The sequence below is a fragment of the Corticimicrobacter sp. genome (assembly GCF_040137905.1).
Classification (GTDB): Bacteria; Pseudomonadota; Gammaproteobacteria; order Burkholderiales; family Burkholderiaceae_B; genus Corticimicrobacter.
Window position 1 is genome coordinate 21,797 of record NZ_JBEFDG010000023.1, and the last position, 16,106, is coordinate 37,902.

Consider the following 16,106-nt stretch of genomic DNA (forward strand, 5'->3'; position numbering starts at 1 on the left):
CGCAGGCTTTGCTTGTGTCAGCCAGCTTCGGTAACCGGCACCGGCCAGTTCACGGCCGGAATCCCGTTGAGCATCGGGCGCGCAAACAGAAAGCCCTGGAACAGGTCGATGCCGGCAGCCTGCAGCCAGGACCATTCCTCCGGCGTCTCGACACCTTCGGCCACGATGGTGATGCCCAGCGCACTGCAGCAACCGATGATCGCCCTGACGATGGCCTGGCGCGGGCCATCGGCATGGATCCCCTGGACAATCTGCCGATCGATCTTCAGTTTGTCAGGCTGGAAGCGCGACAGGAGTGACAGCCCCGCGAAACCCGCCCCGAAATCATCAATGGCAAGACTGACGCCATGCGCACGCAGCCGCTTCAGCGCCGTCTGGAACAGGTCGAAATGCGAGATGGCCTCTTCTTCCGTGATTTCGAGAATCACCCGTTCGGGTGTCAGGCCATGCCGGGCAATCTGGTCGAGCAGGTAATAGACAGCATCGGGCACGCGCACCAGCGACATCGGCAACAGATTGATGGACAGCTTGCTGTGCCCAATACCCCCCATGCGTTCGACGAGCTTGAACGCATGACTCTTTGCCTCCAGATCGAACAGGTGATACTGCTCGGGAGAAAGTGACTCGAAACAGGATTGAGGCGAGCCTCCCGTGGGGCTGCGCATCAGTGCCTCAAGCGAGGATATCCTGCCTGCCGTCGTATCCACGATCGGCTGCAGCGCGAACTGACAGGCATCAGAAGCCAAAGGCGGCGGCGCATGAATGGCCGAGGCCGGGTCGGCACGGAAAGTCCAGCGGGCCGGATCATCGCCATCCATGGCATGATCGCGCCAGCGACCGGCAGCAAAGGCCCGGATCAACCTGAAGGCACGATCATCGCGTGGCATGTTCGTGCCAGGCTTGAGCACACCATGCAGGGCCGATACGATCTGTTCCTGAGGAGACGCGCGGACATTGAGCAGGCGCATCCCCCACTCGGCAAACCGACGCCGGGGAGCATAGTCCTCGAGCAGCGTGACCACCCGATGATGCAAATTGCTATTGCGGACAAGGGCATATACGTCCCGAACCACTGCCTCCGGCCCCTCAAGGAACTGGCAGAAATACGAACCGTCGAACAGCAGCACGCCCGTCACCCCGAGATCCTCGTTGCGCTCGCGGGCACTGCGCTCGATACGGACGAGGTCATCGGTGGTCAGATCGACCCGTGCGCGGCTTCGATAAACAAGGTTCGACAGCATCGGCGAGACACCCTCCGGAAACAGCGGAAACGTTCTTTCCGCTCCTGCCGCGCATTGTGACACGACATTCCACTTCTGCATGATCAAGACCTCACAAAAAATCCGGAAAAGATCGATGAAAACCGATATTTTTGGTGAAAAACCCTACTTATCTCTCAATAAAATAGAAAAAGACAAAACAATCTCAGGGGTTTTCAATGAAAGTCTTGGTTCTTGGCAGCGGCGTGATCGGCGTCACCAGTGCCTGGTATCTGTCCCGCGCCGGCATGCAGGTCACGGTGATCGATCGCCAGGACGGTGCAGCGCTCGAAACCAGCTATGCCAACGCCGGCCAGGTGTCCCCCGGCTACTCCACGCCGTGGGCTGCTCCGGGCATCCCGCTCAAGGCGCTCAAGTGGATGTTCCAGAAGCATGCCCCGCTGGCCATCCGGCTCGATGGCAGTCTGTTCCAGTTGCGCTGGATGGCACAGATGCTGCGCAACTGTTCGGCCGAGCGCTATGCCGTCAACAAGGAGCGCATGATGCGCGTGGCCGAATACAGCCGCACCTGCCTGCAGCAACTGCGTGCCGAAACCGGCATCCAGTACGAACAGCGCACCGGTGGCACGCTGCAACTGTTCCGCACCCAGGCCCAGATCGACGCCGTGGGACGAGACATCGACGTGTTGCGGCAATGCGGCGTGCCCTATGAATTGCTCGATCGTGACCAGTTGGCCCGCGTCGAACCCGCCCTGGCCCAGGCACGCGACCGCCTGACCGGCGGCCTGCGCCTGCCCAATGACGAAACCGGCGACTGCCACCGTTTCACCCAGGGGCTGGCGGCACTGGCCCAGGCGCAAGGTGTGGACTTCCGTTTCGGCCAGGAAATCGACGGTATCCTGGTCGAGGGTGGCCGGATCGCTGGTGTGCGCGTCGGCGGACAGACTCTGGTCGCCGACCGCTATGTCATGGCATTCGGCAGTTACTCGCGGGCTGCGCTGGCACCGCTTGGGCTGGACCTGCCGGTTTACCCGGTGAAGGGCTATTCACTGACCGTCCCCCTGGTCGACGAGGCGCTCGCTCCGCAATCGACGGTGCTCGACGAAACCTACAAGATCGCCGTTACCCGTTTCGACAAGCGTATCCGGGTCGGCGGCATGGCCGAACTCGGCGGCTATGATCTGCGGCTCAAGCCGCAGCGCCGCGCCACGCTCGAGATGGTGACTGCCGACCTGTTCCCTGGCGGTGACCTGCCCCGCGCCGAATTCTGGACCGGACTGCGACCCATGACACCCGACAGCACCCCGGTCATCGGGGCCACCCGCTACCCGAATCTGTATCTGAACACGGGCCACGGCACGCTGGGCTGGACCATGGCCTGCGGCTCGGGCCGCCTGATTGCAGATCTGGTCAGCGGCCGCCGTCCAGAAATCAGCACCGAAGGGCTGGCCATCGACCGCTATACAGGCCAAGCCGGCACGGCTGCACGCACGACGGCACCCAGCGCTGCCTGAGAGGCGTCAGCCAGCCAGGCTGTATTTGCGGATCTTGTCGTGCAGCGTGGTCTTGGGCATGCCCAGTTCCGCGCTGGCGCGGGTCAGGCTGCCCTCGTTGCGACGCAGCGCCTCGGCGATCAGCGCACGCTCGAAAGCCTCGACAGCCTGTGCCAGCGGCTTGCTGCCGCTTTCGCCGGCAGCGGCCTGACCTGGCGAACCCGCCTCCATGCCCAGCACGCAGCGGTCCGCGACGTTGCGCAGTTCCCGCACATTGCCGGGCCAGTGCCAGGCCACCATGCGACGCAACCGTTCCGGATCCGAGGCCAGGACCGGACGTCCATGGCGCGCCGCCGCCTGCAAGGTGAAATGCTCGAACAGCAGGCCGATATCCTCGCGCCGCTCACGCAAGGGCGGCAACGGCAGCGTAACCACACTGAGCCGGTAGTAGAGATCAGCCCGGAATTGGCCGCGCTCGGCCAGCTCCTGCAGATCGACCTTGGTCGCTGCAACCACCCGACAATCGACCGGAATCGACTCATTTGAGCCCAGGCGCTCCAGGGTACGCTCCTGCAAGACACGCAACAGCTTGACCTGCATGGCCATCGGCATGCTTTCGACCTCGTCAAGAAACAGCGTACCGCCATGCGCATGCTCGATCTTGCCGATGCGCCGCTTGCCCGCGCCCGTAAAGGCGCCGGCCTCGTGCCCGAACATCTCGCTGTCGAACAGGTTATCGGGCAAGCCACCGCAGTTGATCGCCACGAAGTTGCCGTCGCGCCGGCTACTGGCCTCATGCAGGCAACGCGCCGCCAGCTCCTTGCCCGTCCCGGTTTCCCCGAATACCAGCACATCTGCGGCACTGTCGCCCAGTTCAAGGATCAGCCGACGCACGGTCTGCATGGCCGCAGAATCGCCCAATATGCGTGTCTCTATCGCCTGCCGGTCCTGCAGCCGATTGCGCAGTTCACGGACTTCCAGGGTCAGCTTGCGCCGCTCCAGCGCACGGCGCACCACCTCGACCAGATAGTCGGGTGCAAAGGGTTTTTCGATAAAATCGTGCGCCCCGAGCTTCATGGCCTGGACCGCCATCGACACATCGCCATGCCCGGTCATCAGCACCACCGGCAAGTCCGGATCCTGCGCCAGCAGATCCTGCAGCAATGTCATGCCATCGGCACCCGGCAGGCGTATATCAGTGACCACGATACCCGGGAATGCCTCGCCGACCTGTTGCAGGGCCAGCTCTGCGCTTTCGACGGCGTCCGCCTCCAGTCCCTCGAGCTGCAGGCTCTGCTGGCACCCCAGGCGCACATTGGCATCGTCCTCGACGATCAGGACTTTCAGGCCTCGATACATGTTTCTGCTCCGGCAACGGGAAGGTGAATGGTAAAGACGGCACCGCCGTCAGGATGGCTGGCTCCCTCAAGGGTGCCGCCCGAATCACGGATGATGCCCATGGAAATGGCCAGCCCAAGTCCCAGCCCGGCCCCCGCGTCCTTGGTCGTGAAAAACGGCTCGAACAGTCGTGCCCGCACCGGCTCCGGCAATCCCGGACCGTTGTCGCGCACGGCAATGATGCCCTGCCCGCCACGGCGGCGCGCACACAGTGTCACCACGGGCACAGGCGCGAATGCAGCGGCATCCAGGGCGTTGCTCACCAGATTGATCAGGACCTGTTCCAGCCGGTTGGGATCACAACGCACCGCGAGGGCATCATCCTCGATCTCCACGCGCACCTGGGCACCGGCCTGACGCATGCGCTGGTCCAGCAGCAGCAATGCATGCTCGATGGCACGCCCGACAGACGCCTCGCCGGGCGTGCCCGACGATTTGCGGGCAAACTGCTTGAGCTGCCCGGTGAGCGCACCCATGCCATCGACCAGCATGCCGATCCGTTCCAGGTTGTCCTGCGCCGTGTCCAGCTCGCCGCGCGCCATGAACTTGATCGTATTGCCGGCCAGCGTTCGCAACGCCGTCAAGGGCTGATTCAGCTCATGGGCCAGCCCGGTAGACAATTGACCGATCATGGCCAGCTTGCCGGCATGGACCAATTCATCCTGAGCCTCCTTGAGCGTGCGGGTACGCTCCTCGACCTTGCGCTCCAGTTCATCATGCGCCCGCTGCAATGCTTCGCGCGCCTCCAGGCGATCCTGCAACTGCCGACGCCGCATGCGCCAGATCACCAGCAGGATGCACAGACACGCAACGGCCAGTGCCGCCAGCGCCGTCTGGACTCGCGCCAGGAACAGCACCGGCGTGGCCGGTGAAAGCACGGTCAGCGTCCAGCCGGTATCGCCGAAGGCCGCATCCTGGGCAAGAAATACGCCATCGGCAGAACGGATGTCGCCCGCCCCCTCCTGCGGCATGGACACCTGCAGCAAGGCAGCAGCGCCATCAAGGGTGCGCAGCACCGGCATCCGCAGTGGCCGCAGGGTTTCGGCACCATACTGCTGACTGTCCCGCAGCGCGTTGTACTGGGCGGCATCCAGGGGCAATCGCGTACCAAACTTCCACCCCGGCACGGAGGAAAGAATGACCACGCCATTGCGATCAGCCACCATCACCGGCACCTCGACAGTGGCCCACGACTGCTCGAGTCGATCCAGCCCGACCTTGACCACGGCCACGCCAGCCAGCTCCCCGCCCGACATGATGGGCGACGACAGGTAATAGCCGCTTTCGCCGCGGGTCGAACCGATGCCGAAGAAACGACCGGGCTTGCGCTGGCGTGCCGCCACGAAATAGGGGCGGTAGGACAAGTCCTCGCCCATATAGCTATCGGGACGGTTCCAGTTGCTGGTGGCCACGACACGGCCATGTCGGTCAAGCAGATAGATGGAACGCGTGCCGGCCCGCAGGTTGAGCCGCTCAAGGCGACGGCTGACAGCGGCTCCCAGCGGCTGCTCGCGCGTCACCAGGTCGAGCACGTCGCGTTCGAGTTCAAGTGTCGCGGGCAGGTAGGCGTATTGCCCGATGGCCCGGTCAAGGCTGGCAGCGTAGAGTTCGAGACGATGCTGCCCGGCCTGGCGCAACTCATCCAGGCCACGCTGGCTGGCGAGCTGCCAGACGGCCAGCGCAGTGCAGGCCACCAACAGGGCCATGCCGACCAGCAGCCAGCCATTCTGGCGGAAGAAGCGGATCACGGACATGCAGCGGCAGACCAGAAAAACGGATGCCGCATGATAGCAGAGCGCCCAACAGGGCCACTCTGCACATCAGCGTGTCGCTCAGGCCGCCGCACCTGGCGACGGCTGGGTCGAGGCCAGGGCAGCATCGACTTCCTCGATTTCCTGCATATCCTCACCACCGTTCCCATCGAGGGCACCTTCCCACTTGGCGACCACGGCCGTAGCGATGGCATTGCCCAGCACATTGGTCGCGGTACGGCCCATGTCGAGGAAGTGATCAACCCCCATGATCAGCAACAGCCCGGCCTCCGGCAGGCCGAACATCGGCAGCACAGCCGCCACCACCACCAGGGAAGCGCGCGGCACGCCGGCGATCCCCTTGCTCGACACCATCAGCACCAGCAGCATCAGGAACTGCTGTTCAAGGCTCAGCGGAATGCCGTAGGCCTGCGAGATGAACAGCGCCACGAACGTCGTGTAGATCATCGAACCATCTAGGTTGAACGAATAGCCCAGCGGCAGCACGAAACCGACTACGCGCTTGCGGACACCGAACTTCTCGAGGGCTTCCATGACACGCGGATAGGCCGCCTCGCTGGAGGCCGTCGAAAAACCCAGCAGCATGGGCTGGCGGATTTCGCGGATCAGCCGGAACACATCCTTGCCCAGCACCATGAAACCGGCCCCCACCAGCAGCACCCACAGGACCACCAGCGCCAGCACGAAACTGCCGATGAATTTGCCATACACCATCAGGATGCCCAGGCCTTCGGTCGTGATGACATTGGCGACTGCGCCGAACACGCCGAACGGTGCGAAGAACATCACATAGTTGGTCACGATCAGCATGACCGGCACCGTACCGTCGATCGAGTCGGCCAGGGTACGGGCATGGCTGTTGCGCATCTTGCCCAGCGCCAGCCCGAAGAACACGGCAAATACCAGGATCTGCAGCACCTCATTCTTGGACATGGCCTCGAAGAAGTTCTTCGGGAACACATGGGTGATGAACTCGCGCAGGTTCAGCGAAGTCGCGTTGACGCCCGCAGAAGCACCGACTTCCGGCAGCGGCACACCCACATTGGCCCCCGGCTGCAACACATTGGCCAGCAACAGGCCCACCAGCAGCGACACAAAGGATGCCATCAGGAACCAGCCCACGGCCTTGCCGCCGATCCGGCCCACGGCACCACCATCACCCATGCCGGACATGCCGCTGACCAGGGTTGCGAAAATCAGCGGCGCAATGATCATCTTGATCATGCGCAGGAAGATGTCGGTCAGCATGGCGAAATAGCCGGAAATCGCCACGGCCTCTTCATGGCTACCAGCCAGTTTGTTACAGACATAGCCCACCACGATGCCCAGCACCATGGCGAACAGGATCCAGCCTGTCTGCCGGTTGATCTTGAATTTGGATTGCGCCATTGTCTCGCCCTTCCTTTTTTACATCGAGTGTTGTCTCTCCACGCCAGATCGATACGCTTGCGAATCGACAGGCCCGAGGGACTGCAAGCAAAATTCATGCCAGGCAGAAAGACAGAACACCAAACCGATGATACGGAAGAGATTTATGCTGATGGCAGGCAGATATGAAGTGTCACATCCAGCATTATTTTCGGATTTCCGAACAAAAACTCAAGCGTATGTTCGGAAATCCGAACGGCATGTGGCAAAATCAGCGATCCGACCAAACCGCCAGTTCGTAGCCGTCCGGGTCAATGAAGTGAAAACGTCGGCCGCCCGGAAACTCGAAGGCGGCGCGGCTGATCCGTGCCCCGGCGGCTTCGACATGCTGCAGCGCCTGTGTCAGGTCATCTGTATACAAGATCACCAGTGGCCCACCCGGGTGAACCGCTTCCCCGGTGGTAAAGCCCCCCTTGAGGCGGCCATCACTGAATTCGGTGTAGGTAGGCCCGTAGTCAACGAAGGACCAGCCGAATGCCGCACCGTAGAACGCCTTGCTGCGGGCGATGTCAGTGACGTTGAACTCGATGTTGTCGATCTGGGGAATGGACTGCACGGCGGTCATCGGCGCGCTCCTTTTTATGATGACAAAAAGCAGTGCTGATTGTATTCGGACCTAACGTCGCTGCGCCCGACCCGAAGCCAGTGCCGCCAGCATCACGCCGGCCATGATCAGCGCAAGGCCGATCATGAACAGGTTGGACAGTCGGCTGCCCAGCCACAGCGTGGAACCGAGTACACCGATCATGGGCACACCCAGCGTGAAGTTGGACATGGCAAACGTGCTGATGCGCCGCCCATGCTCGGACGAGATCACGAAACACGCCGATGTCGCCACCGGGCCGATGAAAAACAGCAGCGCCAGCAGGTTCGTATCCATCGTCACGGACTGTGGCTGCGGTACGCCATCGATCAGCGCCGCCAGCACGGCCAGCGGCACGGTGGCCAGCAGCATCTGCCAGGGAGCCAGCGCCAGCGGTGCTGCCACCCAGCGATGACGGCGCACATGCAGGATGACCAGCGACCAGGCCATCGCCCCGATGATCAGGAACGCACTGCCCATCAATACGCCGGGTGCCTGCCAGTCCATTTCAAGAGGCGAGCAGATCAGTGCAATGCCCGACATCCCGACCACCAGCGCCAGCAACTGCAGCCGGCTCGGCACCTGGCGCAACAGCAACCAGGCACCCAGGACGCCCCAGATCGGCGTGGTATAGGCCAGCAAGACTGCGCGGCTGGTATCCGTGTACTGCATCGCCACCATGCCCAGCCCGGTGAATGTCATCATCTGCAGGCCGCCCACGCTGAGCACGATGGGCCAGTCGCCGCGAGGCGGCCAGCGCAACTGCCCGCGCAGTGCCACGAATACGAACAGGCACAGCCCGGCGCTGCCGAAACGCAACGCAGCCAGCCAGAGCGGCGGTACCGTCCCCAGCGCCAGCTTGGTCGCGGGCCAGCTCAGCCCCCACAACAGCACCATGGCCGACAGCCAGGCCAGCGAGCTTGCACCCGCCACGCCCGCCTGTGCACCGCCGCCCGTGCGGGCCAGTCCTGCCGCTGCTGTCGCCGTCCCCATTTCCGCCGCTCCCAACCACCTGAATCCAAAGCGAAAAGTATAGAGATGAGAGCGAGAAATATCTCTCCTGATTTTTCACATAAAATCAGAAAACAGGATATTCATACCTACAATCAAACCAAAAAAGGAATTTTATGCCCAACCCACCCGTTGTGCTGGATGAAGCCAGTCTGCGCATCCTGGATGCGCTGCAAAAAAACGCCGAAATCAGCAACGCGGATCTTGCAGAACAGGTCGGCCTGTCGGCCTCGCCCTGCTGGCGACGGGTCGCGGAAATGCGCGAGCGGGGCATCATCCGGGGCTCGGTCGCCCTGGTCGATCCACTCAAGCTGGGCCTGGCCGTCAATGTGTTCGTGCATGTGACGCTGCACCAGCAGGACAAAGGCTCGCTCGAGACTTTCACGCAGGCAGTCAGCCAGCGCCCTGAAGTGATGGAGTGCTACCTGATGACGGGTGAAGCCGACTTCCTGCTGCGGGTCGTGGTGGAAGACCTGATCAAGTACCAGGCGCTGATGCTGGAATGCCTCACGCAGATTCCCGTTGTCTCCAGCATCCGCTCCAGTTTTGCACTGGATCAGGTCAAGTACACCACGGCCCTGCCGACACGGCATCTGCGCACCTGACCCCAAAAACACTGGGGGAGGCACGCAGCCTCCCCCAGGAACACCGGTCGATGCAGGCCGGATCAGGTGGCCGGCTTGTCGCTGTGCTCGGTGATGTTTTTCTTGAGCTCTTCGCTCATGGGCAGGCCCAGCGGCACGTTGCTCGGCGGGATCGGCTGCATGAACCAGGTATCGTAGAGCGTGGCGAACTGGCCCGAATCCATCATGCCGTTGATCACCCCATCGACCAGCTCCTTGAACTTGGGATCATCCTTGCGCAGCATGCAGGCATACGGCTCGACCTGCAGTGCCTCGCCCACCACCTCGTAGGCAGACGGATCCTTGGAGTTGGCGATCAGCCCGAACAGCAGGATGTCATCCATGCCGAATGCCAGTGCCCGCCCGGTTTCCACCAGCAGGAACGAATCGGCATGATCCTTGCCGGACAGGATGTTCATGCCCAGATTGTGCTCGCGATCATAGCGACGCAGCACCTGGAAGTTGGTGGTGCCGGTCGTCGTCGCGATATTTTTCCCCTTGAGGTCTTCGTAGTTCTGGATGCCTGACGACTTCTTGGTCAGCAGGCGCGTGCCGGTGTAGAAGTGATTGGTGGCGAAGGCCACATCCTGGGCACGGGTACTGTTGTTGGTGGTAGAGCCGCATTCCAGGTCAATGGTGCCATTGGCCAGCAGCGGAATCCGGTTCTGCGAGGTGACGGATTGCCAGTTGACCTTCAGGTCAGGCTTGCCGAGCTGCTTCTTGACCTCTTCGGCCACCGCCTTGGCGATCTCGACCGAAAAGCCGACCGGCTCGTTGGGGCCGACGAGGTAGCTGAACGGCACCGAAGACTCGCGATACGCCAGCGTGATCTGCCCCGAATCCGCGATCTTGCCCAGCGTATCCGCATGCGCGACCGACAGGCTGGCCAGAGCGGAACCCGCCACGATGGCACTCATCAGAATCTTCTTCATGCAACACCTCCATTGTCTGGCACGACAGGAAAGGGGGAGAAGGTCACTCCCCGTACGCTTTTCATCGTATTGAAAATTCCCCTACAAAGAATCAGGAAAAACCCGCGATCAAGCGTTATCCCTGATGCAACGCAATATCATCGTTTGCACGGCTGGCGTCCGGCCCGTATGTCGCGCACAATAAAAACTTCTGAAACCCTTTGGAAACGCGGATCATGCATGCATGCATACTGGGTGCCGGGATCGTCGGCCTGGCCACCGCCCATGAACTGCAGCGCAAGGGCTGGCGCATCACCCTGATCGATGCCCAGACCCAAGCAGGCATGGGGGCCAGCGCCGGCAACGGTGCGCAACTGAGCTACGCCTATGTACAGCCGCTGGCCGACCCGGCCATCTACGGACAACTGCCCAAGCTGTTCTGCGCGACCGACTCCCCGCTCAAGTTCCGTCTCAAGCTGGATCCGCACCAGTGGCAATGGGGACTGTCATTCCTGGCCGCCTGCAATGCACAGCGGTCGCACCGCACCACCGCCGAGTTGCTGACGCTGGCGGCAAGCAGCCGGGCAGGCTACGACAGCATGCTGGCCGACACGGGCATTACTTGCGACTTTGCCCAGGCAGGCAAGCTGGTCCTGCTGCCCGACACGGCCGCCATGCAGTCCGCGCAGCAGCAGATCGACCTGCAGGCCAGCCTGGGCGCGCCCGCCCAGACACTCCTGGATGCAGATGCCGCTGTGGCACATGAGCCGGCACTGGCCGGCTATCGACATCAATTTGCAGGTGCCGTATACACCACCAGCGAATGCGTCGCGGATTGCCTGGCGGTCTGCCAGGGACTGGCCACGCATCTGCAGGCAGGCGGTGCCCAGTGGCTGCCTGCCACACAGGTGCGCGCACTGCTGGCCGAAGGGGGTCGCATCAAGGCCGTTCGCACCAGCCAGGGCGACATCGAGGCCGATCTGTTCATCAGCGCGCTCGGCTGGCAGACACCGGCACTGGTTGCGCCGCTGGGCATCCGCCTGCCGATCTACCCGCTCAAGGGCTACAGCATCACCGTACCGGTTGCCACCGGCAGCACGGCCCCTTCGGTCAGCGTGACCGACAGCAAGCGCAAGGTGGTCTTTGCCCGCCTGGGTGATCGGGTACGAGTGGCCGGCATGGTGGAACTGGTCGGCAACGATACCCGTCTCGATCCCTCCCGGATCGACAGCCTGCGCCATTCTACGCGTGCCGTCTTCCCCGGCCTGACCTTCGCCGATGGCGATGACCTGCAGCCATGGACCGGCATGCGGCCTGCCACACCGACCGGCCTGCCCATCACCGAGCGGGCAGCAGGCCATCCCAACCTCTGGATCAACAGCGGACACGGTGCCCTCGGCTTCACCCTGGCCTTTGGTTCGGCGCTCAGGATTGTCCAGTCCCTGGAGTAAGCCAGCAAAACTCACGTTGCGCCAACACTGCGTTTGCCGTGCAAGCCATTTTCCATTAAAATTAACGAGAATGATGTTCATTCCATATTTGTTGCAAAGCGGCTCAACACCGGTTCGAACTGCACCCCTTTCATCATCATGTCCCCCTCCGAAGCCGCGCCGTCCTCCCAGATAGGATACCTGTACGCCAGCCACCATAGCTGGCTACAGTCGTTGCTGCGCAGACGTCTGGGCGACGCAGCAGACGCAGCGGACCTGGCCCATGATGCCTTTGTACGCCTGATCGAAAAGCCCCGGCAGTTCGACAGCAACGAAGGGGCGCGCAACTACCTCAGCACAGTCGCGAAAGGCCTGTGCATCGACCTATGGCGCCGACGCGAGATCGAACGCGCCTGGCTTGACGCACTGGCCGCCCAACCCGCTGCCGTCGCGCCTTCGCCCGAACACCAGACCATCATTTTCCAAACCCTATGCCAGATCGACGCCATGCTGCAAAGTCTATCGGCGAAGATGGCACGGGCTTTTGCCCTGGCCATGATCCACGGCATGACCGATCAGCAGATTGCGCAAGAGCTATCGATGTCTGACCGCATGGTGCGCAAATACATGGCCAAGGCCATGCTGCATTGCCTTGAATTCGAAGCCGCCCATGGGCTGCACACCACCGCGTGAGTTGCTGCAGCAGGCGGCCGAATGGTTTGCCCTGCTGCGCTCCAACGATGCCACACAGCAGGACTACAATAATTGGCGACTCTGGATGGGGCAAAGCCCCGGCCATCAAGCGGCCTGGCGACGCGTGGAAGAAATCAGCCAACGCTTTGCTCCGTTGCAGCCTACCCCTTACGGCGGCCCAGCGCTGTCGGCGCTGCAAACCGTGCGCCATCAGCGCCGTTCCAGGCGTCAGGTACTGGGCGGCATGGCCATGCTTGCCGGCGGCACCTTGCTGGGTTGGACGGCATGGCGTCATCCCCCTGCCACCATGTTGGCGTGGATGGCAGACTACCGCAGCGGCACGGGCGAAATACGCCCCATCGAACTGACGGACGGCACGCAGCTGTGGCTGGGTACGAATAGCGCCATCAATGTCGATTACTCCGTGGGGCAACGTCTGATCACCGTCGTGACGGGCGAACTGCTGATCGAAACCGCCCCTGACAGCGGTTCTCCCGGCAGCGCCGGACGCCCCTTCATGGTGCAGACGCCGCATGGCACCATGCGGGCATTGGGCACGCGGTTCAATGTCCGTCTGGCCGATACCGCCACCGAACTCGCCGTATTCGAAGGCGCGGTTGAAATCCGCCAAGCGCACGGCGTCGAGGGCGGCATCGTCCAAGCCGGCCAACAAACCCGCTTCGACGGGCATCATTTACTCGCCCCGCCCTCAACGGCAAACCCTGCACGCCAGGCCTGGGCCCGAGGCATCCTTCTGGCCGAAGACATGCCCCTGTCCGAACTCGTTCACGAACTGAGCCGCTACTACCGCGGCTATATCGATCTGGCGCCTGAAGTCGCCGATTTGCGCGTGCTGGGCGGCTACCCCCTGAGGGACGTCGACCAGACGCTGAAAATGCTGCAGGCGATGCTGCCCATCCAGGTTCGGCAGACGCTTCCTTGGTGGATCAGCATCCGCGAAAAATAATTTTCTCGATGGGTTCCAAAACGAGAGGCCTTGTTCGATTCATCTGATGAATAGTCCATTCTCATTCATCAGGAGCCAACGCCGCCATGGCAACACCTCTACTTCCCCTTACCCGGCCCTTGGTCTGCGCCTTGCAACTTGTACTGGCCGGCATGCTGACCGTATCCGCCTTCCACGCCTCGCCTGCGCTGGCCCAGTCCGGCCCTCAAAGCGCCACGGCCGTCCGAGCCTACGACATTCCAGCAGGCCCCCTGGCACCCGCCTTGACGCGCTTCATCGACGAGTCCTCCAGCATCCTGCTGTCCGGCGTGGCGCAGATGGCTCAGGGCAAGCAGACATCGGGTCTCAAGGGAAGCTACTTGCCGCAGGAAGGGCTGAACATCCTGTTGGCAGGCACCGGGCTGGAAGCCGTACAGGGCAATGCAGGGACATGGCTGCTACGTGAGCGGCCCGCCACGCCTGTCCAGTCTCTGCAAGCCATCCAGGTGCAGGGCAATCTCATGGAAGTCACTACGGAAGGCACGGGCTCCTACACGACCCCTAACGTGACGATAGGCAGAGGCGTGCAGTCGCTGCGCGACATTCCCCAATCGATCAGCGTGGTCACACGCGAGCGCCTGGACGAACAAAACCTGAACTCCGTCTATGATGCGCTCGAAAACACCACGGGCGTCACCTTGCAACAAAGCCCGCAAGGCGGCAAATACATTTATTCGCGCGGGTTTGAAAACGCCATCATTCAGTACGACGGCGTCCCGCTTGTACGCGGCATGTATGGTCGCGCCAGCAACTACTCCGGAGGCACTGCCTTCTATGACCGCGTAGAAGTCTTGCGCGGCGCAGCCGGCCTGCTGCAAGGCTCGGGCTCGCCTGGCGGCGCCGTCAACCTGGTACGCAAGCGGCCCATGCCGGAAAACGGTTTCAGCGCCGAAGCCAAGGTTGGCAATTGGGACCGCTATGGCCTGCAGCTTGACGGCAGCACCGCCCTCAATGAGGACGGCAGCCTGCGCGGCAGAGCGCTGATCGATCGCCAGGGCAATCACTCCTTCATCGATCGCGTCCACCTGAAGAACTCGACTTTCTATGGCACTCTTGAATACGATTTTTCGCCGCGCACGCAACTGAACATCGGTTACAGCTACGAAGACTTGCGCGGTCGCCCTTCGATCTCCGGCCTGCCGCGCTACACCAACGGCGAAGAGGTGGGCTTCGACCGCTCGACCAGCTTCGGCGCCAACTGGAACCGCCAGAAAACATCAAATGCCGGTTACTACCTGGACTTCTCGCACGCCTTCAACGACGACTGGCAGCTCAAGCTTGCGGGCGCCTATGTCAAAGAGAAACAGTATCTGAAGTACACGGCGTCCAGCCGAGGGGTGAATCCCGTCACGCAGCAAGGTCTGGTCAACACGGCGCTGACCGTGGCAGACGTCAATACGTCCGGCGCAGATGCCCACCTGGTTGGCAAGGTCAATGCCTTCGGTCGCACACACGACATCGTGCTGGGCAGCAATTACTCGCACAACAAGATCGACACCTCCTACGCCTACCAGACCAACTATTATTCCTTTGATGTCTTTAACTTCAACCCGAATCTGCCCGAGCCGACGGATGCCGCCATGCGCGCCAGCACCGAAGAAAAACGCATAGGCTTCGCACGTGAACTGGGCTTCTACGGTACTGCTCGCCTGCATCTGGCCGACCCGCTGAAACTGGTGCTGGGCGGACGTTTCAGCCGCTCCAAACGCATCTGGGATACCGACACGACCACCCCCACGTCGCAAAACATCAGCCAGACCGCCCAGATCAATAGCCACTTCACGCCTTATGCCGGGCTGCTGCTGGACTTGACGCCCAACTGGACCGCCTACGTCAGCTATACGGATATCTTCCAGCCGCAATACGAAGTGAATGCAGCAGGCGAAAGCCTCAAGCCCGTCATCGGTTCGAACTACGAGCTGGGCCTGAAAGGCGAGTTCCTGGATGGTCGTCTGAACACATCGTTTGCCGTCTTCCGCATCGACCAGAGCAATCGCGCCCAGGTGGACTTCAGCACCAGCCCAACCTGCGCCGCGAACTACTATTGCTATACCGATACAGGCAAAGTGCGCAGCCAGGGCTTTGACGCCGAAATCAGCGGTGAAATCCTGCAAGGCTGGAATCTGTATGCCGGCTACACCTTCAACACCACCAAGTACCTGAAGGACGTCAGCAGCGAAGGCATGGCCTTTGCCTGGCACACGCCCAAGCATATCTTCCGCCTGTGGTCGACCTATCGTCTGCCTGGCGCACTCAGTGACTTCACCGTGGGCGGCGGCGTAACGGCGCAAAGCTCGCAGTCGCGCCAGATTGGCGCGCTGACGGCCCATGCCAAGGGTTATGCCGTCTGGAATGCCTATGCCAAATACCAGATCAATCGCAACTGGGCAGCCACGCTGAACGTCAACAACCTGTTCGACAAGACCTACTATTCCGCCATCGGCAACATGGTCAACGGGGTTCACTACGGTGATCCCTTGAACGCCACCTTGACCTTGCGCGGCACGTTCTAAGTCTCGATCGCGGCCTTGCTCGCCA

Annotated in this window: 13 protein-coding genes; 6 read left to right on the forward strand and 7 right to left on the reverse strand. The window is 62.0% G+C overall.

Annotated features, from left to right (window positions below; genetic code table 11):
* Positions 1 to 17: 17 nt before the first annotated feature.
* A complete protein-coding gene (locus ABN482_RS03350) occupies positions 18 to 1,241 on the reverse strand; it encodes a diguanylate phosphodiesterase (protein ID WP_349502660.1) in 1,224 nt (407 codons plus the stop codon).
* Between the two features lie 197 nt (positions 1,242 to 1,438).
* On the opposite strand from ABN482_RS03350, the gene ABN482_RS03355 reads away from it, so the two are divergent.
* Positions 1,439 to 2,734 carry a D-amino acid dehydrogenase gene (locus ABN482_RS03355; protein WP_349502661.1) on the forward strand — a complete coding sequence of 432 codons (1,296 nt, stop codon included), beginning with the start codon at positions 1,439 to 1,441 and terminating at the stop codon, positions 2,732 to 2,734.
* A 6-nt stretch (positions 2,735 to 2,740) separates the two neighbouring features.
* Here the strand turns inward: ABN482_RS03355 and ABN482_RS03360 are convergent, their stop codons facing one another.
* The 5 genes from ABN482_RS03360 to ABN482_RS03380 form a co-directional block, all read right to left on the reverse strand.
* A complete protein-coding gene (locus ABN482_RS03360) occupies positions 2,741 to 4,072 on the reverse strand; it encodes a sigma-54-dependent transcriptional regulator (RefSeq protein ID WP_349502662.1) in 1,332 nt (443 codons plus the stop codon).
* Positions 4,057 to 5,865: a sensor histidine kinase gene (locus tag ABN482_RS03365; protein WP_349502663.1), complete on the reverse strand. Its 1,809-nt coding sequence runs from the start codon at positions 5,863 to 5,865 to the stop codon at positions 4,057 to 4,059. The genes ABN482_RS03360 and ABN482_RS03365 overlap by 16 nt, the downstream gene beginning before the upstream one ends.
* Positions 5,866 to 5,943: 78 nt before the next feature.
* Positions 5,944 to 7,272 carry a dicarboxylate/amino acid:cation symporter gene (locus ABN482_RS03370; protein ID WP_349502664.1) on the reverse strand — a complete coding sequence of 443 codons (1,329 nt, stop codon included), beginning with the start codon at positions 7,270 to 7,272 and terminating at the stop codon, positions 5,944 to 5,946.
* A 250-nt stretch (positions 7,273 to 7,522) separates the two neighbouring features.
* Entirely contained in the window at positions 7,523 to 7,876 is a 354-nt protein-coding gene (locus tag ABN482_RS03375; RefSeq protein WP_349502665.1) for a VOC family protein, read from the reverse strand.
* Between the two features lie 51 nt (positions 7,877 to 7,927).
* Positions 7,928 to 8,887 carry a DMT family transporter gene (locus tag ABN482_RS03380; RefSeq protein ID WP_349502666.1) on the reverse strand — a complete coding sequence of 320 codons (960 nt, stop codon included), beginning with the start codon at positions 8,885 to 8,887 and terminating at the stop codon, positions 7,928 to 7,930.
* A gap of 134 nt (positions 8,888 to 9,021) precedes the next feature.
* Here ABN482_RS03380 and ABN482_RS03385 point away from each other — a divergent pair, with 134 nt between their 5' ends.
* A complete protein-coding gene (locus ABN482_RS03385; RefSeq protein WP_349502667.1) occupies positions 9,022 to 9,510 on the forward strand; it encodes an Lrp/AsnC family transcriptional regulator in 489 nt (162 codons plus the stop codon).
* A 62-nt stretch (positions 9,511 to 9,572) separates the two neighbouring features.
* On the opposite strand, the gene ABN482_RS03390 is transcribed toward ABN482_RS03385, so the two are convergent.
* Positions 9,573 to 10,460, reverse strand: coding sequence for an amino acid ABC transporter substrate-binding protein (locus ABN482_RS03390; RefSeq protein WP_349502668.1), 888 nt, complete (start codon positions 10,458 to 10,460; stop codon positions 9,573 to 9,575).
* Between the two features lie 215 nt (positions 10,461 to 10,675).
* Between ABN482_RS03390 and ABN482_RS03395 the strand changes: the two genes are divergently transcribed.
* The 4 genes from ABN482_RS03395 to ABN482_RS03410 all read left to right on the forward strand — a co-directional run bounded on the left by ABN482_RS03395 (position 10,676) and on the right by ABN482_RS03410 (position 16,081).
* Positions 10,676 to 11,890 (forward strand): D-amino acid dehydrogenase, encoded by a 1,215-nt coding sequence (locus ABN482_RS03395; protein ID WP_349502669.1) that lies wholly within the window; start codon positions 10,676 to 10,678, stop codon positions 11,888 to 11,890.
* 138 nt (positions 11,891 to 12,028) lie between these two features.
* The gene (locus ABN482_RS03400) at positions 12,029 to 12,562 is read left to right on the forward strand and encodes a sigma-70 family RNA polymerase sigma factor (protein ID WP_349502670.1); all 534 of its coding nucleotides are present in this window, start codon (positions 12,029 to 12,031) and stop codon (positions 12,560 to 12,562) included.
* A complete protein-coding gene (locus ABN482_RS03405; protein ID WP_349502671.1) occupies positions 12,522 to 13,529 on the forward strand; it encodes a FecR domain-containing protein in 1,008 nt (335 codons plus the stop codon). The genes ABN482_RS03400 and ABN482_RS03405 overlap by 41 nt, the downstream gene beginning before the upstream one ends.
* 86 nt (positions 13,530 to 13,615) lie before the next feature.
* The gene (locus tag ABN482_RS03410; protein WP_349502672.1) at positions 13,616 to 16,081 is read left to right on the forward strand and encodes a TonB-dependent siderophore receptor; all 2,466 of its coding nucleotides are present in this window, start codon (positions 13,616 to 13,618) and stop codon (positions 16,079 to 16,081) included.
* Positions 16,082 to 16,106 lie beyond the last annotated feature (25 nt).